Origin of the sequence: Pseudomonas sp. NPDC089530, assembly GCF_050280705.1 — a bacterium.
Taxonomy (GTDB): Bacteria; Pseudomonadota; Gammaproteobacteria; order Pseudomonadales; family Pseudomonadaceae; genus Aquipseudomonas.
In genome coordinates this window covers 1-20,512 of sequence record NZ_JBNNVU010000072.1, presented here as the reverse complement: position 1 = coordinate 20,512, position 20,512 = coordinate 1, and the positions used below count along the sequence as shown (strand labels likewise).

Below are 20,512 nucleotides of genomic sequence, written 5' to 3'. Positions count from 1 at the left end.
TGGAGGCGGTGGTCAGTTGCTCTTCACCGCGTAATCCGGCTTCTTGTCGTTGCCCGGGAGGAATGGGCTCCACGGCTGGGCGCGGGTCGGGCCTTCGGTCTGCCAGACCACGTTGAACTGTCCGTCGGGCTGGATCTCGCCGATCATCACCGGCTTGTGCAGGTGGTGGTTGGTCGGGTCCATGGTCAGGGTGTAGCCCGACGGCGCGGCGAAGGTCTGGCCGCCCAGGGCGGCACGGACCTTGTCGACATCGGTGGACTTGGCTTTCTCCACCGCCTGGGCCCACAGGTGGATGCCGACGTAGGTGGCTTCCATCGGGTCGTTGGTCACGGCCTTGTCGGCGCCCGGCAGGTTCTTGGCCTTGGCGTAGGCTTTCCAGTCGGCGACGAACTTCTGGTTCACCGGGTTCTCCACCGACTCGAAGTAGTTCCAGGCTGCCAGGTTGCCCACCAGCGGCTTGGTGTCGATGCCGCGCAGTTCTTCCTCGCCCACGGAGAAGGCCACCACCGGCACCTCGGTGGCTTTCAGGCCCTGGTTGGCCAGTTCCTTGTAGAAGGGCACGTTGGAGTCGCCGTTGACCGTGGAGATGACTGCGGTCTTGCCGCCGGCGGCGAACTTCTTGATGTTGGCGACAATGGTCTGGTAATCGCTGTGGCCGAAGGGGGTGTAGACCTCTTCGATGTCCTTGTCGGCCACGCCCTTGGCGTGCAGGAAGGCGCGCAGGATCTTGTTGGTGGTGCGCGGGTAGACATAGTCGGTGCCCAGCAGGAAGAAGCGCTTGGCGTTGCCGCCGTCTTCGCTCATCAGGTATTCCACCGCCGGGATCGCCTGCTGGTTCGGCGCGGCGCCGGTGTAGAACACGTTCGGCGACATCTCTTCGCCTTCGTACTGCACCGGGTAGAACAGCAGGCCGTTGAGTTCCTCGAACACCGGCAGCACCGATTTGCGCGACACCGAGGTCCAGCAGCCGAACACCACGGCGACCTTGTCCTGGGTCAGCAGCTGCCGGCCTTTCTCGGCGAACAGCGGCCAGTTCGAGGCCGGGTCGACCACCACCGCTTCCAGCTGCTTGCCGTTGACCCCGCCCTTGGCGTTGATCTCGTCGATGGTCATCAGCGCCATGTCCTTGAGCGAGGTCTCGGAGATCGCCATGGTCCCCGACAGCGAATGCAGGATGCCGACCTTGATGGTCTCGGCGGCCTGGACCGTCCAGGTCATGCCCATCGCGGCGATGCTGGCCGTGAGTGTGAAAGCCTTGATCAAGCTGCGACGCTTCATTGTGCGATCTCCATGAACTTATGAGTTTTCTGATGGGCAGATGCGGACTACTGAAGGGCTGTTTTGCAAGGGGTGTGCCGAGTCGGCGCAGGGCATGGAAATGTCGTATTCAGGGGGCGGGGCGCGGCGTTCGGCGCACCATTGCGGAGCCGTGAAGCGTCTGTGGTGCGGGCGAATGCGCTCCGTTGGTGCTGCAGATGACCGTCCCTGTAGCCGCTGCCGTAGGCTGCGATCGACCCGAAGGGGCGCGGCGTTCTCAAGACCGCTGAAGGCCCTGCGGGCCTTATCGCAGCCTCGCAGGCTCGGCAGCGGCTACAGGGGCTTAGCGGCGGCGCATCAGGCCGATGAAGAACAACCCGCCAATGGCCGCCGTGGCCACGCCGATGGGCAGGTCCTCGGGGGCGATCAGGGTGCGGGCGGCGACATCCACCCAGACCAGGAACAGGCTGCCCAGCAGCACACAGACGGGCAGCAGCCGGCGGTGTTCGGCGCCGACAAGACGCCGAGCGATATGCGGCACCATCAGCCCGACAAAGCCGATGGAACCGCTGATGGACACCAGCACCCCGGTCATCAAGGATGCGATCAGGAATACCTTGAGCCGCACGTTGCGCGCATTCAGGCCCAGGGTCACGGCGGTCTGTTCGCCGGCCATCAGCGCGTTCAACGGCCGCGCCATGCCCAGCAGCAGGCCCAGCCCCAGCAGCACACTGGCCGCCGGCACCGCGAGCAGTTCCCAGCGCGCCAGGCCCAGCCCGCCGAGCATCCAGAACATCACCGCCGAGCTGGCGCGGTGGTCGCCCATGAACAGCAGCAGATTGGCCACCGCCATCATCACGAAGGACACCGCCACCCCGCACAGCAGCAGGCGGTCGCTGTCGAGCCGGCCATGGCGGGCGGCGATGCCGAGCACCAGCAGCATGCTCGCCAGGGCGCCGATAAAGGCGGCGATGGGCAGGGTCAGCAGGCCGACGATTTCACCGACATGCAGCACCACGATCACCGCCCCCAGGGTGGCGCCGGAGGTCACCCCGAGCAGGTGCGGATCGGCCAGGGGATTGCGCGTCACCGCTTGCAGCACCGCGCCGATCAGCGCCAGCCCGGCGCCGACCAGGGCCCCGAGCAACATGCGCGGCACGCGGATCAGCCAGACGATATGTTCCTGCCCGGCGCTCCAGTCCACTTCGCCCAGCCCGAAGGCCTTGTGCAGCAGGATGCGCCCCACCACGTCCACCGGCACCCGCGCCGAGCCGAAGCCCAGGGACAGTACGCAGGACGCCAGCAGCAGGGCGCCGAGGGCGGTCAGCAACCCGGCATAACGACGATCGATCATGCGCCGTGGAATCCCTTGGCCAGGGTTTGTACCGCTTCGACGTTATCGATGCCCGGCGTGGCCTGCACGTAGGGGATCACGATGAAACGCTGGTTGCGGATCGCATCCACCGATTGCAGCGCCGGGTTGTCCATCAGGAACTGCTGCTTCTGCTCGGCGGTGATTTCGCTGTAGTCGACGATCACGATCACCTGCGGGTTGCGCTCGACCACGGTCTCCCAGTTGACCCGGGTCCAACTGGCGTCCACGTCATCCAGGATGTTGCGCCCGCCGGCGGCGTCGATCAGCGCTTGGGGCATGCCCAGGCGGCCGGAGGTCATGGCGCGGTCTTCGCCGCTGTCGTAGAGGAACACCCGCGGCTTTTCCGCGGGCAGGTCCTGCTGGATCGCCGCGACCTGTTGCTGCATGCCGGCGATCAACTGGTTGGCGCGCTCCTGCACATCGAAGATCCGGCCCAGGTTGCGCAGGTCGTTGTAGGTGTCGTCGAGGCTGGCCGGCGGGCGCTTCATCACGAAGGCGCAGGACTCGGTCAGCTCCAGCACATTGATGCCCAGGGGCGTCAGGGTCTGCGGGGTGAGGTCGCCGCCGACGCGCATGCCGTAGTCCCAGCCGGCGAAAAAGAAATCGACGTTGGCATTGAGCAGGGTTTCCACCGAGGGGTATTTGGCCGCCAGCTCCGGCAGGCCGTCGAGGATGGTGCGCATCTCGGGCGTCACCGCCTTCCAGCCGCTGATGCCGCTGTAGCCGACCATGCGCGGCTTGAGGCCGAGGGCGAGCATCATCTGGGTCATGTTGATGTCGTGGCTCAGGGCGTGTTTCGGCGCTTCCTTGAAGGTCACCTCGCGGTTGCAGCTGTGGACGGTCAACGGGTAGCGGGTGGCTTCGGCGAAGGCCGAGGCGACGGCCAGCGACAGGGCCAGGCCCAGGCTGGAGCGGAATAGAGCGCGCAGGGTCATGGTTGGGTTATCCAGGTGATTCGTGGGTAGCCGGACAGCGGGTGTTCGTCGACCAGGGCCTGGACGCCGAACACCTGTTGCAGCAGTTCGCGGGTCAGGACTTCGGCCGGCGTGCCGCTGGCGACGATGCGGCCGTGATCGAGCACGTACAGGCGGTCGCAGAAGGCGGCGGCCAGGTTCAGGTCGTGGATGCTGGCGAGGGTGCCGATGCCCAGGCGCTTGACCCGTTGCAGCAACTCCAGCTGGTAGCGCGGGTCGAGGTGGTTGGTCGGCTCGTCGAGGATCAGCAGCTGCGGTTGCTGGGCCAGGGCCCGGGCCAGGATCACCCGCTGCTTCTCGCCGCCGGAAAGCGTCGCGAAGGCATGCTCCTCGAAACCCAGCAGGCCTACCGATTCCAGGGCCTGGCGGGCGATGGCGCGGTCCTCGGCGGTATCGCCGTCGAACAGACCCTTGTGCGGCGTGCGGCCCATGGCGACCACTTCTTCGACGGTCAGGCCGAAGGTGTCGGGAAACTCCTGCAGCACCACTGCGATGCGTTGGGCGCACCAGCGCGGCGTCTGCTGCCAGACGTTGTGGTGATCGAGCCGGACTTCGCCCTGCTGCGGTTTGCTGAAGCGGTAGCTGCAGCGCAGCAGGCTGGTCTTGCCGCTGCCGTTGGGGCCGATCAAGCCGACGAACTCCCCCGGCGCCACCCGCAGGCTGGCCTCACGCAACTGGAACTGGTGATGACAGTGGCCCTGGCCCAAGGGCGTCCAGGTCAGGTTGGCGAGGTTCAGCGAGGTCATGCGGTGTCCGTGTTCAAAAGGTGTAGTCGGCGGTCACGAACAACGAGCGTGGCGCGCCAAGGATCCATTGCTGGCCCTCATTGTATTGGCTTTGGGCGTACTGCCGGTCGAACAGATTGTTCAATTGCAAACCGAAGGTGGTGTTGCGCAAGGCCTGCCACGACAGCACCGCATCGACCACGGTGTAGCTGGGCAGCTCGTTGCGGTTGGCCAGGTCGGCATAACGGGCATCCACATAACGCACCCCGGCGCCGGCCCGCAGCTTATCGGTCACGGCCTTGTTCAGCCACAGGTTGGCGGTGCGGCGCGGTACGTCCACCGGACGATTGCCGCTGCGCGAGACGAATTGGCCGCCGACCTGCTCTTCGAAGTCGTCGTACTGGGCCCTGACGATGGCGGCGTTGGCCTGCAGTTGCCAGGCGTTTGGCAGTTGCAGGTCGAGGCTGGCCTCCAGGCCGCGGGACGACTGCTGGCCCACCTGCTGCTTGAGGGTCGGGTTGCCCGGGTCGTCGGTCAACAGCTTGTTCTTGACGATGTGATAGGCCGCCAGGGTCCATTCGCCGCGCTGGTCCCAGAACAGCTGCTTGAGGCCGATCTCGCTCTGCCGGGCGCGGGCCAGGTCGTACTGCTGCTGGCTCGGGCTCAGGGAAATCAGGCCGCCGACGCCGTCGGTGCTGGTGGCGTACTGGCCGTAGAGCGAAGTGTCCGGGGTCAGGGCGAACACCAGCCCGGCCTTCCAGTTGTTGCCGGTCAGGGTCTTGTCGCTCTGGCTGCCGTCCACCAGGTTGTCGCGGTCCACCTGCACATAGTCGCGGCGCACGCCGGTCACCAGCGACCAGCGCTCGCTGAGCTGGGTGCGGTTTTCGGCGAAGGCCGACATCTGTTTGGTGGTGCTCTGGAACTGCGGGCGATAGGTCGAGGCGCTGTCGAAACGGCCCGGGTCCGGGTGCTGCAGATCCACCGGCTGGCCATCCGGCAGCGCATCCTTGAACGGCGAGTTGCTGTTGAGCTGGAAGCGGATGCGGTTGTAGTCGACCCCGGTCACCGTCTGGCTGTCGAGGCCGAACAGGCTGTGCTTGAAGGTGAAGGTCTGGCGGTCGCCGACCTGCTCCTGCTGGTGCTTGATGGCGAAGTTGCCGCTGCGCAGCAACTGCTGGCCGGCGCTGTCCCAGTTAAAGTTTTCGGCGTTCTGCCAGCGGCGCCGGGCCTTGAGGTAATACAGTTCATTGGTCGCGCTGACGCTCTCGGAGAGCTGCCACTCGCTGGTCAGCCGGGTCCACTGGTCGTTGTAGTGCTGCTTGTCGTTGCCGATGTTGTAGTTCTTGTCCCGCAGGCCCTGGTGCAAGCGGCCATCGATCAGCGGCGTGCCGAAATAGTTCATCGGCTGCTGGTCGCCGTAGTCGTGGGCGAGGGTGAACGCCAGGTCATCCGTGGCCTGCCAGCGCAGCGCCGCGCTGATGAAGTCGCTGGCGCTGTCGCCACGGTCGATCCAACCGTTGCTGCGCAGGCGGTTGAGGTTCAGGCGATAGCTCAGGGTATCGCTCAGCGAGCCGCCGCTGTCGAGGGCCTGCTGCTGGCGGTCGTAGGAGCCGTAGCCCAGGCGCAGGTGGTTTTCGATCTCGCCGGCGAAGGGTTTCTTCGGAATCACGTTGACCACCGCGCCGGTGGCGCCTTCGCCGTACAGCACCGAGGCCGGGCCGCGCAGCACGTCCACCCGTTCCACCGACCAGGTGTCCACCGGGAAGGTCAGGGTGCCCATGCCGCTGTACAGGCGATTGCCGTCGTACAGCTGCATCACCGAACCCTGGCCGGTGAAGCCGCGGGCCGAAAGCGAGGTGCCGCCATCGCCCGGAGTGCCGGTGCGGCTGATGCCGGTGCCGCGCGATACCGCGTCCTGCACGCTGGCGTCGCCGCGCTGGCGGATCCGCTCGCCGCTCAGGCTTTCGGTGCTGGCCGGGGTTTGCAGGGCGCTCAGCCCCAGGCGCGAACCGGCGGTGGTCGGGGTCTGCAGGCTGATGTCCTGGGTCTCGATGGCGGGCGCGCTGATGGTGCCGATGGGCAGCGTCAGGGGCGCCTCGTCGGCCTGGGCGGGGTGGTTCAGGGCCAGCAGGCAGAGGCTGGACGCGAGGTACTTGTTCTTCATCGGGGCGGTGCAGTCGCTTCTTCGAAAAGGTGACCCGCAGCCTGGGTGGCTGCGGGCAGGGATCTTACACTTTTATGTTACAAAGTAACATTATGCGTGCTCGAAATTGAAGCGACAGCAGTCTACCGATCCGTCTGAACCGCGCATCTCGCCTGATTCATGATGAAGATGAGGCGGATTCAGCCGAGCGGTTCCAGCGCGACAACAGCACGCGGTCCAGCAGCCACACGGCCACCAGGGAGGCGCCGACCAACGGGAAAATCAGCGCCAGCGCCAGCATGATCGCCATCGCGGTTTTCCATTTCGGCAGGTCATGGCGCAGCGGCGGCACCCCGAGGCGCCCCTGGGGACGGCGCTTCCACCAGATCACCAGGCCGCTGGCGGCACTCAGCAGAATCATCAGGCAGATCACCAGCACCACGATCTGGTTGAGCGGGCCGAACATCTTGCCTTCGTGCAGCATCACCCCGATCTCGGTGGCCCGGGCCACGTTGCTGTAATGCTCGAAGCGCACATCGGCCAGGACCTTGCCGCTGTACTGGTCGACATGCAGGGTGGCGTCGTTGCGCGGGTCGTCGGCGAACACGGCAATGGTGAACACACCGCTGGCAGTGGTTGGCAAGGTGATGCTGTAGCCGGGTTCGACCCGGCGCTGGGTGGCGATGTCCTGCACGTCCTGCAGGCTGATCCCGGGAGCGGCCGGGCCTTCGTGGGCGGCGCCGTGGGCCATGTGTTCGGCATGGTCGCCGGACATCGGCAGCGGTGTGTTTTCCAGGGCCCAGGGCACGGTCTGGCGGCTGGCGGTGTTCAGTGCGCCGGCCTGCTGGTCGGACTTGGGGACCTCATTCCACATCGCCGCCGGGAAGCGGTTCCACAGCTCGGCGTACTGCTTGCCCCAGAAACCGGTCCAGGTCATGCCGCTGAGCAACATCACCAGCAGGAACGCCGCGCCCCAGAAGCCGACTACCGCATGCAGGTCGCGCCACAGCACGCGGCCGCGGCTGCCGAACCGTGGCCACAACACCCCGGCCGCGGATTTGCCCCGCGGCCACCACAGGTACAGGCCGGACACCACCAGGACGACGCCCCAGCCCGCAGCCAGCTCCACCAGCCGGTCGCCGAGGGTGCCGAGCATCAGCTCGCCGTGAATGGCCCGGGCCAGGGCTTGCAGATTGTTCTTGGCATCCTGCTCGCCGAGGATGTCGCCGTGGTAGGGATCGACGAACACATTGAGTTCGCCGCCGTCCTGCTGCACCACGAACTGCGCGCTGCGCCGGGCATCGAGGGGCGGCAGGTATTGTTTGATATGGCCTTGCGGATAGGCAGCTTGCACCCGCTGCAGTTGCTGGTCGGCGCTGAGAATGTGGTGCCCCGCCGGCACCTCCAGCAGGCCGCCATACATCAGCCCATCGAGCTGGGGTTTGAACAGGTAGATGATCCCGGTCAGGGACAGCATCACCATGAACGGGGCCACGAACAGCCCGGCGTAGAAATGCCAGCGCCAGGCCAGGTTATAGAAAGAGACTTTGGGTCGGTTCATCAGGGAACGCTCCGCCTAGGCAATTGTTCTCTGTAGCCGCTGCCGAGGGCTGCGATCGACCGCGTGAAGATCCCGCGGATCTTTCGCAGCCTGTCGGCAGCGGCTACCTCTCTTGTTGTGTTTAGAAACTCAGGTCGACCTTGGTCCAGAGCGTGCGCCCCGGTTCGTTGATGGCTTGCGGGTCATTGGCCGGGTAGCCGAACCCGGCGTTGCCGGCCAGGTTCAGGTGCTCGGCGTAGGCCTTGCCGAACAGGTTGTCGACGCCGGTGCTGACCTTCAGGTTCTTGTTGATCCGATAGGCGCCGTTGAGCGAGAACACGCCGAAGCCGCCGCTCTTGCCGAAGTCCTTGCCGACCACGTTGCCCTTGTTTTCGTCGATGCGGTTCTGCGCCGCCACTACGCGCCAGAGGGCGCCGGCGCTCCACTGGTCCTGGCTGTAGGTCAGGCCGAAGCGCGCATCCAGCGGGGGCATCTGCGGCAGCGGCGAGCCGTCGCTGCTGTTCTTGCCCCAGGCGTAGGCCAGGGTGGCGTCGGCCTTCCAGTTGTCGGTCAGCTTGTAGGCTGCGCCGAGTTCGCCGCCCATGATGCGCGCGTCGATGTTCTCGGCCTGGGAGGTCATGCCCATCATGCCGGGGCGGTAGTTGAACAGGATGTAGTCGCGTACCTGGCCGATATAACCCGAGGCCCAGGCCTCCAGTTCGGCAGTCTTGTATTGCAGGCCGAAGTCGAGCTGGGTGGTTTTCTCCGGCTTGATCGAGTCGAAGGCGTTGACCGAACCGGCCGGGCCCATGTTCGGCGAGAACAGCTCCCAGTAGTCCGGGAAGCGTTGCGCATGGCCCAGGCCAACGTAGGCCGTGGCCGGGATATCGGCCAGGTCGTGCTCGTAGCGGACGAAGCCGCTGGGCAGGGTGTCGGCGCGGGTGTCGCCAGCGGTCGGGTTGGGCCGGGTCATCATCCCGGAGCCGATGGTCTGGCGGAAATCCCGGGCTGAGGCGCGGTCGACCCGGGCACCGCTGATCAAGCGCTCGCGGTCGGCGGCGTACCAGGTCAGTTCGCCGAATACCCCGTAGTTGTGGAAGTCGGCGTCCTTGGTCCGTGGCTGGTCCTTGTAGGTGTCGATGCCCATGCCTTTGCGCCGGCGGTGTTCGTTGGTCTGTGCATCGAGGCCGCTGATCAGTTGCACATCGGCCCAGCGCCAGGTGGCCTTGATCCGTGCACCGAGGGTCCGGCGGTCGACGTTGCTGGCCATGGGGCCGGCCATCGCCCCGGTGCCAGACGGCGTGCGCAGGCTGTAGTTGTCCATCACGTGGTCGGCATAGTTGTAGTAGACCTGTGCCTCGACCTTATCCAGCACCTCGCCGATGTTGGCGCGCTCGAAGCGCAGCCCCAGGCTTTCGCGCTTGAACTGCGAGCCGTCCATGCTGCGCCCGGCATAACGGGCTTCGCCGTCGCCCTTGCCGGCGGTGAGTTCCAGCAGGGTGTCGGCATCTGGGGTCCAGCCCAGGGCGACGTCACCGTTCCACTTCTCGTAGCGCGACGGCACGGTGTCGTTGTTGCCGTCCTTGTAGTCGTCGGAGTGGGCCTGGTTGCCGATCACCCGCACGTAGCCCAGGGGACCGCCGGCGGCGGCATCCACCACCTTGTCGAAGCGGCCGTTGGAGCCGGTGAGGAGGCTGGCGTTGACCCGGGTGCCGAGCGCGCCGAAGTTTTCCGGCTCGCGGTCGAAGAGGATGGTCCCGGCCGATGCGCCAGGTCCCCAGAGCACGGTTTGCGGGCCCTTGATCACGGTCAGCTGGTCGTAGGTTTCCGGCGAGATGTAGGAGGTCGGTGCGTCCATGCGGCCGGGGCAGGCGCCGAGCATCATGCCGCCGTTGGTGAGGATGTTCAGGCGCGAGCCGAACATGCCGCGCAGTACCGGGTCGCCGTTGGTGCCGCCGTTGCGTACCAGGGCGAAGCCGGGAATGGTCTTCAGGTAGTCGCCGCCGTCGCTGGCCGGGACCGGCTGGCGCGGGTCTTTGGGGTTGGTGACTACGGTCAGCGGCGAGCTGGGGGCGATGGCGGTGATCACCGTCGGGCTCAGCTCTTCGCCGTGCTGGCTGTGGTCCATGGGCTGTTCGGCCGCCAGGGCCAGCGGCGTGAGCAGGGTGCCGCAGAGGACGGCGATGGCGCGGCGCAGGCGCGCCTGGGATGGGTCGAGGGCAAAAATTGCAGGGGCCTGGGCAGAGCACAGGCGAGTGTCAGCAGAAAACCTGGACATAAAGGTTCCATCAATCATTTCGTAAACAACACGGCCAGCAGCCTGCGGCTGTCTTTTCTACAGTCGGCCGGGTGAAGTGCGGTGGTGGGGCTTACGCAATGATCGGTGGCGCGCGGGTCCGGGCGCCGGGGAACACCGTTTGCCGAGCGTGGCCCAGGCGCGGCGAAGGGGTGAGGAAGTGGCTGGACGGCGCGCTGTCCAGCGCCGTGAACGACAGGCTGCCAGGCAGCGCCGGGCAGTTGAACAGCAGGCCGCAATAGCCGCATTTTTCCCAGAGTGCGTGGTCGCCCTGGATTTTGCCGTGCTGCTCGCCGGGGGGGCTTTCACCATGGCAGCCGGGCTCGCCGCTGCTCATGTCCATCGACATGGACATGTTCATCGGCATGGCACGATCCATCGGCATCGACTGGGAAATCAGCGGACCGATAAAGATCATCAGCATGGCGAACAGGCTGATCCAGCTGCCGCGCCGCACATTCAGCGCGCGCGCAGTGGATCCTCTGCCGCCAGACAGGCGCAAGGTGTTCACGGAAATGACGGCCGGTGCTTACTGGGCGTGCATGTGTTCCTGGCTACCTGCGGGCGCCTCTTTCTGCACCGCGACTTCGACGGTGACGTCACCGGACTTCTCGAAGTGCAGGGTCAGCGGGAAGCGCTTGCCATCGCGGAGCAGGCTGCGGTCCTTCAGGTCCAGCAGCATCACGTGATAGGCCATGGGCGCGAAGGTGACCATGGCGCCCGGGGCTATCGCCACGCTGGGCACCTGCTGCATTTTCATCAGGTCGCCCTGTTGCACGTGCTCGTGCAGCTCGGCCTTGCCGGAGATCGGCGAGTCGACACTGAGCAGGCGGTCGGCATTGTTGCCGGTGTTGTGAATGACGAAATAGGCCGCCACCGTCGGTGCGTTCGGCGGCAGTTCCTTCGACCAGGGGTGAGCGATCTGCAACTCCCCCACCTTGTATTCATGGGCGGCGACAAAACCGGCGGGCAACAGCAGGGCAGCCAGCAGCAGGGCTTGCTTGAGCAGGGCGGATTTCAACATGGCAGTTCTCCAGAACGATTCAACACGCAGTTCACTTGCGAGGTGGATCAGACCAGAGGGGAAGCCCGGGGATTGAGGCTCGGCCATTGCTGGCGCGGCGTGGGCATGGCCAGCGCGGGAGGCGCGACACTGCGATTGGACTCGAAACGGGCGAAATACAGCTGCGGCACATGGCCCGGCAACGCGACCAGGGGGGCCGAGCCGGAACAGCACCAGCAGTGCTGCATGTTGGAATGATCGTCGTTCTGCGGGGCTTGCTGTTCCAGCTTGCCCAGGGAGATCGCCACCAGCTTGGTGCCGCTGGAGGAACAGAAACTGCCCCACAGCAGTTGCTCGGCGGGCGTCCGATCCGTCTGCTGCATGGCTCCCGACAGTGGCATGGCAAGCATGTTGAACAGCACTGCGAAGCAGGCGATCCAGGCAAATGCGAGCCGTTGTCGGGACATGGTGACGATCCGTCAGGTTGAGCGAACAGGGGCGTATTTAGCCTGAACGCTGTGGATAAGTAAAAAAGCGCTGTGCGGTGTGGTGTCGCAGCGCAGCTTTCCCCTTCCTCAATGAGCCGGTATGGCACGGACCTCGATGGCGACGCCGAGCTTGGCGCGGATGGCGGCGAAGATCGCGGCCAGGTTGTCCATGCTCGGGTTGCCGCTGGCGGACAGCATGCGATGCAGGCTCTTGCTCGGTTTGGCGGTTTCTCTGGCCAGGGCCTCGAAGCCGACGGTGGCGTTGACCAGGTCGCGCAGAATGATCCGCGACATCTCCGGTTCGCCGTTGAGGAACAGCGTAGCAGCCTCGTCCAGCAGTGCCTGGGAAAACGCCGGGTCGCGCTCGGCGCGTTCGGCGATGGTTTGTTTGAAGCTTCGGGTCAGTGCCATGGGGGTTACCTCGCTTTCAGTTCGGCCTGCTTGCGGTGATGGAATTCGGCGATCAGCTTTTTCGCCTGCCTGATGTCTGCCTGCTGGGTGGACTTGTCGCCACCGCCAAACAGGATGACCAGGTGCCTGCCGTCCTGGATCAGATAGATTCTGTAGCCAGGGCCCCAATCGATGCGGTATTCGCCTAAGCCATCGAACCATTTGATGTTGGACGTGTTGCCCATTTCCAGGCGCAGCAGCGCGGTGGAAACCTTGACGGCTGCCTGGGTATCCAGGGTTGCGAAACAGCGCCCGAAGGGGCTGCCGCGGTTCTCTCGCTGGTATTCCTCGACTGTGATCATGGCCGGCCTTGAAGGTAACAGATAGGTTACTATATGGCTAGGCCTTCGATCCTGGCGCAAAGCCCGTTCGGGGCCAACGCCGCAAGTGTTTCCTCTGTCTTCAATACGCAAGGGCCCCGTGGCGCGGCGGCCACGGCTGGGCCTTGCCGTTCGGCGGAAGGCTGTGGATGGCTTGGTAACTCGATGTATCGGTCGGCGCTTTTGCCTGGTTTGAGCGTCAGCGCAGCGCCTGGAGCAGCTCGCCCAGGTCATGGAATTCCCGATCGACGGCCGGCAATGGCGGCCGTTGCAGGATCAACACCGGCACCCCGCGCTCGCGCGCGACTTCCAGCTTGGGTTCGGTGGCGCTGCTGCCGCTGTTCTTGCTGATCAGCACGTCGATCCGGCGGCGCTCGAACAGCTCGCGTTCGTCGTCGATCAGGAACGGCCCACGGGCGCCTATCACTTCACAGCGGGCATTGCCGGGACAGGTGTCGAGGGCGCGCAGGGTCCAGAACTGCCCGGCGGGGATCTCGTCCAGGTGCTGCAAGGGTTCGCGGCCCAGGGTGAACAGCGGCCGCTTGAAGGGCTTCAGGGCCTCTACCAGATCGGCCCAGTCGCGGACTTCACGCCAGTCGTCACCGGCCTGTGCCTGCCAGGCCGGCCGGCGCAGGGCCCAGCAGGGAATGCCGCCGAGCCGCGCGGCGGTGGCCGCGTTCTGGCTGATCCGGGCGGCATAGGGGTGAGTGGCGTCCAGCAGCAGTTCGATGCCCTGCTCCCGGATGAACCCGGCCAGGCCCTCGGCACCGCCGTAGCCCCCCACTCGCACCTGGCAGGCCAGGTCATCGGGTACACGGCCGATGCCCGCCAGGCTGTAGATATGTTCCGGGCCCAGGGTCCGGGCGATGGCCAGGGCCTCGCTCACGCCGCCCAGCAGCAAGATGCGTTTCATCGAAAGGCTCCGGCATGGCCGACGACGCCGCCCTGGCGATCGATGGCGAAGACCTCGACCTGGACCTGTGGCGGCACCACGCTGCGGGCGAACGCCAGGGCGTGCTGGCACACCGCATCGCCCAGGGCGACCCCGGCGGCGCTGGCCATGGCCAGGGCTTGCTGGCTGGTGTTGGCGCCGCGGATAGCGCTTTGCAGGGCTTCATCGGCGCCCACCGCCGCGGCCCATTCGGCCAGTTGCGGCAGGTCGATGCTGGAGTGGCGGCTGTGCAGGTCCATGTGGCCGGCAGCGAGCTTGCTGATCTTGCCGAAACCGCCGCACAGGCTGAGTCTCTCCACTGGGACCTTGCGCAGGTGCTTGAGCACGGCGCCGACGAAGTCGCCCATTTCGATCAGGGCGATTTCCGGCAGCCCGTAGACCCGGCGCATGGTGTCTTCGCTGGCGTTGCCGGTGCAGGCGGCGATGTGCTGATAGCCATTGGTCGTGGCGACATCGATGCCCTGGTGGATCGAGGCGATATAGGCCGCGCAGGAAAACGGCCGCACGATGCCGCTGGTGCCGAGGATCGACAGGCCTCCGAGAATGCCCAGGCGCGGATTCATGGTCTTCAGCGCCAGGGCTTCGCCGTCCTCGACGTTGACCGTGACTTCGAAACCGCCCTGATAGCCCCGTTCGAGCGCCAGCGCCGTCAGGTGCTCGCCGATCATCCGTCGCGGCACCGGGTTGATCGCCGGCTCGCCGACCCCCAGCACCAGGCCCGGGCGGGTCACGGTGCCCACCCCCTTGCCGGCGACGAAGCGGATGCCGCTGTCCGCGATCAGGCGCACCTGGGAATAGAGCAGGGCGCCGTGGGTCACGTCGGGGTCGTCGCCGGCGTCCTTGAGGGTGCCGGCTTCGGCGCCCTTGTCGGTGAGGCGACAGAACTCCAGGCGCATCTGTACCTGCTTGCCCTTGGGCAGGACGATCTCCACCGCATCGGCGCTGGCGCCGCCGAGCAACAGGCACGCCGCCGCCAGGCTGGTGGCGGTGGCGCAACTGCCGGTGGTCAGGCCGCTGCGCAGCGGGGCTGGTTGCTCGGCGGTTTCTTCACGCATGGGAACATTCCCTTTGCAGGAGCGAGGGAAGGGCGGTCATAGCGGCTTGACGAGATCGAGCAGGGTAATGGGCAGCGCCTGGCGCCAGGTGTCGAAGCCCCCCAGCGGCTGGGCCTGGGCGATATGGATGCGGGTCAGTTCGCCGCCATGCCGCTCGCGCCAGGCCATCAGGGTGGTTTCGCTTTGCAGGGTCACGGCATTGGCCACCAGCCGGCCGCCGGGCTTGAGCCGGGCCCAGCAGGTGTCGAGCACGCCTTCGCGGGTCACGCCGCCGCCGATGAAGATCGCGTCCGGGGCCTCCAGACCGTCCAGGGCCTGGGGCGCGCTGCCGCGAATCAGCTGCAGGCCCGGCACGCCAAGGGCGTCGCGGTTGTGTTCGATCAGTTGCTGGCGACCGGCGTCGGCCTCGATGGCCAGGGCCCGGCAGCTGGGATGCGCGCGCATCCATTCGATGCCGATCGAGCCGCTGCCGGCGCCCACATCCCACAGCAGCTCGCCAGGAGTCGGCGCCAGGCGGGCCAGGGTGATGGCGCGGACATCGCGCTTGGTCAGTTGGCCGTCATGCTCGAAGGCCGAGTCCGGCAGGCCGGCCAGGCGCGACAGGCGTGGTGCCCCGGGCTCGGCCAGGCATTCGATGGCCACCAGGTTGAGGTCGGCGATGGCCGGGTCGCTCCAGTCGTTGGCAGTGCCGTCGATGCGCCGCTCGGCCGTGCCGCCCAGGTGCTCCAGCACACTGAGGCGGCTCGGGCCGAAGCCGCGCTCGCGCAGCAAGGCGGCGATGGCCGAGGGGCTGAGGCCGTCGTTGCTCAGCACCAGCAGGCGCACGCCGCTGAACAGCTGGGCGCTGAGGGCGGCCACGGGGCGGGCGACCACCGAGAGCGTCACCACCTCTTGCAGCGGCCAGCCCAGGTGCGCGGCCGCCAGCGAGTAGGACGAGGGCGCGGGCAGGACATGAATGTCTTCCTGGGGCACCTGCCGCGCCAGGCTGGCGCCGACGCCGAACAACATGGGGTCGCCGCTGGCCAGGACGCACACCGGCTCGCCACGTTTGGCCAGCACCGGTTCCAGGGAGAAGGGGCTGGGCCACAGCTGCCGCTCGCCGCGGATGCACACCGGCAGCAGGTCCAGCTGGCGCTGGCCGCCGACGATCCGCGAAGCGCCCATCAGGGCGCGCCGGGCGTTCTTGCCCAGGCCCTTGAAGCCGTCTTCACCGATTCCCACTACCGTCAGCCAGGGCGACATTGCTATTCCTCGAGGGTAAAACCTGTTCTTCCGACAGGCAGGCTTTTCATGCCTTCGGACAAAGCAGGCATAATACCGCGCCTTCGCCCGCGAAGCGCCTTTCCCACACAGCCGGTCGCCCCCTTGAACGAACGCCCGATGTCCGCTGCCATACGCCCCTCGGCCTGCCCGGGGTTGCTGCGTATCGTCCCGGCTCTGGACGGCGGCATCTGCCGGATCAAGCTGGCCGGCGGGGTGATCGGCGTGGCCCAGGCCCGGGCGGTGGCCGCGGCGGCCGAGCGTTTTGCCGGCGGGGTGATCGAGGCGACCAACCGCGCCAACCTGCAGATTCGCGGGATCGGCGGCGAGCATCAGGCGCTGATCGCCGAGCTGCTGGCGGCGGGCCTGGGGCCGACCACGGCGGCCGGCGACGATGTGCGCAACCTGATGCTCAGCCCCACGGCCGGGATCGACCGGCAGATGATCGTCGACACCCGTGCCCTGGCCGGGCAGATTCTCGCCACCTTGCAAAGCCATCCGCGTTTTCATGAGCTGTCGCCCAAGTTCGCCGTGCAGCTCGACGGCGGCGAAGCCCTGGCCATGCTGGAACACCCCCATGACCTGTGGCTCTCGGCCTTCGAAGGCGCAGGCGAGCCCTGGCTGGCGTTCGGCCTGGCTGGTTGCCCCGGGGATCCGCCGCTCGCCAGCGTGGCCCTGGAGGATGGACATACCCTGGTGGTGGCGGTGCTGGAGCTGTTTCTCGAACTGGCCCGCCCGGAACAGACGCGTATGCGCCAGCTGTTGGCGGAGCATTCGGCGGATGAACTGCTGGCGCGCTTGTCTGCCCGGCTGGCGGGGCCTGTGATCAGAGTGGGGGATTGGCAGCGCGCGGCCTCGAGCGAGCCGCTGCATATCGGCACTTATCCACAGCGGGAAAACGGCCGGCTCTATATCGGCGCCGTCGCGCCCCTGGGGCGGCTCGATCCGTTCATGTTGCGCGGCGCGGCCGAGTTGGCCGAGCAATGGGGCGACGGCAGTTTGAGATTCACCCCCTGGCAGAGCCTGCTGCTGCCGAACCTGCGGGCCGAAGACGCGCCGGATGTCACGCGGCGCCTGCAGCAGTTGGGTTTTCTCTGTTCGCCGGACCAGGCCCTGGCCCATCTGATTGCCTGCACCGGTTCCAGCGGCTGCGCCAAGGCCCTGGCCGACACCAAGGGCGACGCCCTGCAACTGGCTGCGCTGTTCCAGCGTCATGGCCACTGTGTGGAGGTGCACCTGTCCGGCTGCTCGCGTTCCTGCGCCGCCGCCCATGTCGCACCGGCCACCTTGCTGGCGGTCGCCCCCGGTCGTTACGACCTCTATTTTCGCGATGCCGCGCAGCCGGGTTTCGGCACGCTGCACGCACGCCACCTTTCCCTAGAAGCGGCCGGCGCCTTGCTCGATGCCCGCCCACGGAGCAACACCGATGATTGATTACATCCGCGACGGTCAGGAGATCTATCGCAACTCCTTCGCCATCATTCGCGAAGAGGCCCGGCTCGAGCGCATCCCCGCGGATCTGGAAAAACTCGCGGTGCGGGTGATCCATGCCTGCGGCATGGTCGATGCCATCGACGGCTTGCAGTTCTCCGAAGGCGCAGGCTCTGCGGGGCGCGCCGCGCTGGCAGCCGGCGCGCCGATTCTCTGCGACGCGCGCATGGTGTCCGAGGGCATCACCCGCGCGCGCCTGCCGGCGAACAATCAGGTGATCTGCACCCTGCGCGACGACAGCGTGCCGCAGCTCGCCCGCGAGCTGGGCAACACTCGCTCGGCGGTGGCCCTGGAACTGTGGCGGCCGTACCTGGAAGGCAGCGTGGTGGTGATCGGCAACGCGCCGACCGCGCTGTTCTATCTGCTGGAAATGCTCGACGCCGGCGCGCCGAAACCGGCGCTGATCCTCGGCTTCCCGGTGGGCTTCGTCGGCGCGGCCGAGTCCAAGGCGATGCTCGCCGCCGACAGCCGCGGCGTGCCTTTTGTGATCATGCAAGGCCGCCTGGGCGGCAGCGCCATGGCCGCCGCCGCCGTCAATGCCCTGGCCACGGAGATCGAATGATGCAGCAACCTGGACGTTTGATCGGCCTCGGCGTGGGCCCCGGTGACCCGGAGCTGATTACCGTGAAAGCCCTGCGCCTGCTGCGCGAGTCGCCGGTGGTGGCGTACTTCGTTGCCAAAGGTAAAAAGGGCAATGCCTTCGGCATTATCGAAGCGCATTTGCAGGACGCGCAGACACTGTTGCCGCTGGTCTACCCGGTGACCACCGAAGCGCTGCCGGCGCCGCTGTCCTATGAACAAGTGATCAGTGACTTCTACGACAGCGCCAGCGCGCAACTGGCCGAGCACCTGGACGCCGGCCGCGATGTGGCGGTGATCTGCGAGGGCGACCCGTTCTTCTACGGTTCCTACATGTACCTGCACGACCGTCTGGCCGAGCGTTACCCGGCCGAAGTGGTGCCGGGGGTGTGCTCGATGCTCGGTGGCGCTTCGGTGCTGGGCGCGCCGCTGGTGTATCGCAACCAGAGCCTGTCGGTGCTCTCCGGCGTGTTGCCCCCTGACGAACTCAAGCGGCGCCTGGCCGATGCCGACGCGGCGGTGGTGATGAAGCTGGGGCGCAACTTCCCCAAGGTGCGCCAGGTGCTCGCCGAGCTGGGCCTGGCCGAGCGCGCGCTGTATGTCGAGCGCGCGACCATGGCCAACCAGAAGATCGTGCCGCTGGATGAGGTGGACCCCATGTCTTCGCCGTACTTCTCGCTGATCATCGTCCCGGGCGAAAGGTGGCAAGGTTGATGGCCCGTTCCGCGCCGGCCATCGTCATCCTTGGCCAAGGCAGCCTGGCGACTGCCCGCAAGCTGCAGCAACTGTACCCGGACGCACTGATCCACGGCCTGGCCGAACGGGTCGAGGGCGCCGACCGGCTGTACCGGGAATTCGGTGCGACCCTGCGCCAGCTGTATCAGCAGGACACGCCAATCATCGCCCTGTGCGCCGCCGGCATCGTCATCCGGACCCTGGCGCCCTTGCTGCTGGAGAAGGGCGCCGAGCCGCCGGTGCTGGCCGTGGCCGAGGACGGCAGCGCCGTGGTGCCGTTGCTCGGCGGCCTGGGCGGGGTGAATGTCATGGCCCGGGAAATCGCCGCCGGCCTGGGTGTGGCGGCGGCCATCACCACCAGCGGCGAGCTGCGTTTCGGCACCTGCCTGCTCAATCCTCCCAGCGGTTACGCCCTGGGCGACCTGGAGCTGGGCAAGCGCTTCGTCTCTGATCTGCTGGGCGGTGAAAGCGTGCGTATCGAAGGCGCCGCGCCCTGGCTGGCCGAGGCTAAGTTGCCGGAAGACCAGCAGGCGCGGCTGACGATCCGCGTCGGCTCGGCCGAGCGCGAGCCCGCCGCCAACGAATTGCTGATCTACCCGCGCAGTGTACTGATTGCCTGCAACGGCAACATCGCCGGCGCCGAGGCCCTGCGGGATGCCTTGCATCAGAAGAAAATCGCCGTGCAATCCGTTGCCTGTCTGTTGGCCGCCGACAGTGAAATGGCCAGCCCTGCCTTGCGCGCCGCCGCCGCCGAGTTGGGCGTTCCCCTGCGTTTCGCCCCGGCGGCCAACAGCGTGGCCGAACTGGCGCAGCAGGCAGTGCCGCAATTGCTGCCGCCCCTCAGTGTGGGCGAGGACATCGCCATTGCCGTGGCTAGCCAGCCGCTGGACCCGCAGCAGATCGGTCGTCCTCGCGGGCGGCTGGCGGTGATCGGCCTGGGGCCTGGCGCCGCCGAACTGATGGTGCCGGCGGTGAAAGCCGAACTGGCGCGGGCCAACGATATCCTCGGTTACGAAACCTATGTGCGCATGGCCGGGCCGTTCCGTGCCGACCAGGTGATGCACTGCACCGACAACCGCGAAGAAATGCAGCGGGCCCGGCATGCCTTCGAGTTGGCGGCCCAGGGGCGCTCGGTGGTGGTGGTGTCGTCCGGCGACCCAGGCGTGTTCGCCATGGCCGCGGCGGTACTCGAAGCTTTGCATGAGTCCAGCGAGCCGGCTTGGCATCGGGTCGAGCTGGAAGTTCTTCCTGGCGTCTCGGCGTCTCTGGCCACTGCTGCGCAGGCCGGTGCGCCGTTGGGGCATGACTTCTGTGTACTGTCGCTGTCGGACAATCTCAAGCCTTGGGACATCATCGAGAAGCGTTTGGAGCTGGCGTCCCAGGCCGACCTGGCTTTGGCGTTCTATAACCCGATCTCGCGTTCGCGGCCGTGGCAGTTGGGGCGTGCTCTGGAGATCGTGCGTCAGCATCGCACCGCCGATACGCCGGTGGTGTTGGGGCGGGATATTGGGCGGCCGGGGCAGACGTTACGGGTCATCATGCTTGGCGAGTTGACGCCGGAGCAGGTGGATATGCGGACTATGGTTTTGATTGGTTCATCCACTACCTGTGTGTTTCCCAAGGCCGAGGGCGGGGAGTGGGTGTATACGCCGAGGTGGTACGGGCAGAAGCCTTAGACCTGCCTTACCCTTGCGTGGCCGTATGGTTCCACCGTTACAGCGGGGCATGTCTTGCTGGCTTCCGTAGGAGCGAGGCTTGCCCGCGATCGCGTCCATTCTGGCGCTGCATGTTTTGGACGGTGTACATATCCATTCCTGCGGTCACGGCCACTTAGGGTTTCGCCCTTACGGCGAGTCCCTTTTTACAAAC

Annotated in this window: 18 protein-coding genes and 1 pseudogene; 4 read left to right on the top strand and 15 right to left on the bottom strand. The window is 66.6% G+C overall.

Annotation, left to right across the window (positions count from 1 at the left end; all coding sequences use genetic code 11):
* Positions 1 to 12 precede the first annotated feature (12 nt).
* The 15 genes and pseudogenes from urtA to cbiE form a co-directional block, all read right to left on the bottom strand.
* Entirely contained in the window at positions 13 to 1,278 is a 1,266-nt protein-coding gene (gene urtA, locus ACQKQA_RS22545; RefSeq protein WP_427562597.1) for an urea ABC transporter substrate-binding protein, read from the bottom strand.
* Positions 1,279 to 1,600: 322 nt separating this feature from the next.
* Positions 1,601 to 2,611: a FecCD family ABC transporter permease gene (locus tag ACQKQA_RS22540; protein ID WP_427562594.1), complete on the bottom strand. Its 1,011-nt coding sequence runs from the start codon at positions 2,609 to 2,611 to the stop codon at positions 1,601 to 1,603.
* The gene (locus ACQKQA_RS22535; protein ID WP_427562591.1) at positions 2,608 to 3,567 is read right to left on the bottom strand and encodes an ABC transporter substrate-binding protein; all 960 of its coding nucleotides are present in this window, start codon (positions 3,565 to 3,567) and stop codon (positions 2,608 to 2,610) included. The genes ACQKQA_RS22540 and ACQKQA_RS22535 overlap by 4 nt, the downstream gene beginning before the upstream one ends.
* A gap of 244 nt (positions 3,568 to 3,811) precedes the next feature.
* Positions 3,812 to 4,352 (bottom strand): annotated as a pseudogene (locus tag ACQKQA_RS22530) (ABC transporter ATP-binding protein); the annotation flags it as partial.
* 13 nt (positions 4,353 to 4,365) lie between these two features.
* Positions 4,366 to 6,495, bottom strand: coding sequence for a TonB-dependent receptor (locus tag ACQKQA_RS22525; RefSeq protein WP_427562588.1), 2,130 nt, complete (start codon positions 6,493 to 6,495; stop codon positions 4,366 to 4,368).
* A 157-nt stretch (positions 6,496 to 6,652) separates the two neighbouring features.
* A complete protein-coding gene (locus ACQKQA_RS22520) occupies positions 6,653 to 8,035 on the bottom strand; it encodes a PepSY-associated TM helix domain-containing protein (protein ID WP_427562585.1) in 1,383 nt (460 codons plus the stop codon).
* A gap of 121 nt (positions 8,036 to 8,156) precedes the next feature.
* Positions 8,157 to 10,292: a TonB-dependent copper receptor gene (locus tag ACQKQA_RS22515; RefSeq protein WP_427562583.1), complete on the bottom strand. Its 2,136-nt coding sequence runs from the start codon at positions 10,290 to 10,292 to the stop codon at positions 8,157 to 8,159.
* Between the two features lie 91 nt (positions 10,293 to 10,383).
* Positions 10,384 to 10,812, bottom strand: coding sequence for a DUF2946 domain-containing protein (locus ACQKQA_RS22510; protein WP_427562624.1), 429 nt, complete (start codon positions 10,810 to 10,812; stop codon positions 10,384 to 10,386).
* A gap of 27 nt (positions 10,813 to 10,839) precedes the next feature.
* Positions 10,840 to 11,334 (bottom strand): copper chaperone PCu(A)C, encoded by a 495-nt coding sequence (locus ACQKQA_RS22505; protein WP_427562580.1) that lies wholly within the window; start codon positions 11,332 to 11,334, stop codon positions 10,840 to 10,842.
* Positions 11,335 to 11,381: 47 nt separating this feature from the next.
* Positions 11,382 to 11,780 (bottom strand): DUF2946 domain-containing protein, encoded by a 399-nt coding sequence (locus ACQKQA_RS22500; RefSeq protein WP_427562577.1) that lies wholly within the window; start codon positions 11,778 to 11,780, stop codon positions 11,382 to 11,384.
* Positions 11,781 to 11,888: 108 nt separating this feature from the next.
* Positions 11,889 to 12,212 carry a DNA-binding protein gene (locus ACQKQA_RS22495; protein WP_427562574.1) on the bottom strand — a complete coding sequence of 108 codons (324 nt, stop codon included), beginning with the start codon at positions 12,210 to 12,212 and terminating at the stop codon, positions 11,889 to 11,891.
* Positions 12,213 to 12,217: 5 nt separating this feature from the next.
* Positions 12,218 to 12,553, bottom strand: a complete 336-nt coding sequence (locus ACQKQA_RS22490) for a type II toxin-antitoxin system RelE/ParE family toxin (protein ID WP_427562571.1) — start codon at positions 12,551 to 12,553, stop codon at positions 12,218 to 12,220.
* Between the two features lie 217 nt (positions 12,554 to 12,770).
* Positions 12,771 to 13,484 carry a cobalt-precorrin-6A reductase gene (locus ACQKQA_RS22485; protein WP_427562568.1) on the bottom strand — a complete coding sequence of 238 codons (714 nt, stop codon included), beginning with the start codon at positions 13,482 to 13,484 and terminating at the stop codon, positions 12,771 to 12,773.
* Positions 13,481 to 14,578 (bottom strand): cobalt-precorrin-5B (C(1))-methyltransferase, encoded by a 1,098-nt coding sequence (locus ACQKQA_RS22480; RefSeq protein ID WP_427562565.1) that lies wholly within the window; start codon positions 14,576 to 14,578, stop codon positions 13,481 to 13,483. The genes ACQKQA_RS22485 and ACQKQA_RS22480 overlap by 4 nt, the downstream gene beginning before the upstream one ends.
* Before the next feature lie 36 nt (positions 14,579 to 14,614).
* A complete protein-coding gene (gene cbiE / locus ACQKQA_RS22475) occupies positions 14,615 to 15,820 on the bottom strand; it encodes a precorrin-6y C5,15-methyltransferase (decarboxylating) subunit CbiE (protein ID WP_427562562.1) in 1,206 nt (401 codons plus the stop codon).
* 138 nt (positions 15,821 to 15,958) lie between these two features.
* Here cbiE and cobG point away from each other — a divergent pair, with 138 nt between their 5' ends.
* The 4 genes from cobG to cobJ are packed head-to-tail and all read left to right on the top strand — an operon-like array spanning position 15,959 to position 20,319.
* Entirely contained in the window at positions 15,959 to 17,272 is a 1,314-nt protein-coding gene (gene cobG / locus ACQKQA_RS22470; protein ID WP_427562559.1) for a precorrin-3B synthase, read from the top strand.
* Positions 17,265 to 17,891, top strand: a complete 627-nt coding sequence (locus ACQKQA_RS22465; RefSeq protein WP_075117671.1) for a precorrin-8X methylmutase — start codon at positions 17,265 to 17,267, stop codon at positions 17,889 to 17,891. The genes cobG and ACQKQA_RS22465 overlap by 8 nt, the downstream gene beginning before the upstream one ends.
* On the top strand, positions 17,888 to 18,622 hold the full coding sequence (locus tag ACQKQA_RS22460) for a precorrin-2 C(20)-methyltransferase (protein ID WP_427562556.1): 735 nt from the start codon (positions 17,888 to 17,890) through the stop codon (positions 18,620 to 18,622). Before ACQKQA_RS22465 ends, ACQKQA_RS22460 begins: the two co-directional genes overlap by 4 nt.
* Positions 18,622 to 20,319 (top strand): precorrin-3B C(17)-methyltransferase, encoded by a 1,698-nt coding sequence (gene cobJ / locus ACQKQA_RS22455; RefSeq protein WP_427562553.1) that lies wholly within the window; start codon positions 18,622 to 18,624, stop codon positions 20,317 to 20,319. The genes ACQKQA_RS22460 and cobJ overlap by 1 nt, the downstream gene beginning before the upstream one ends.
* The last annotated feature ends 193 nt before the right edge of the window (positions 20,320 to 20,512 follow it).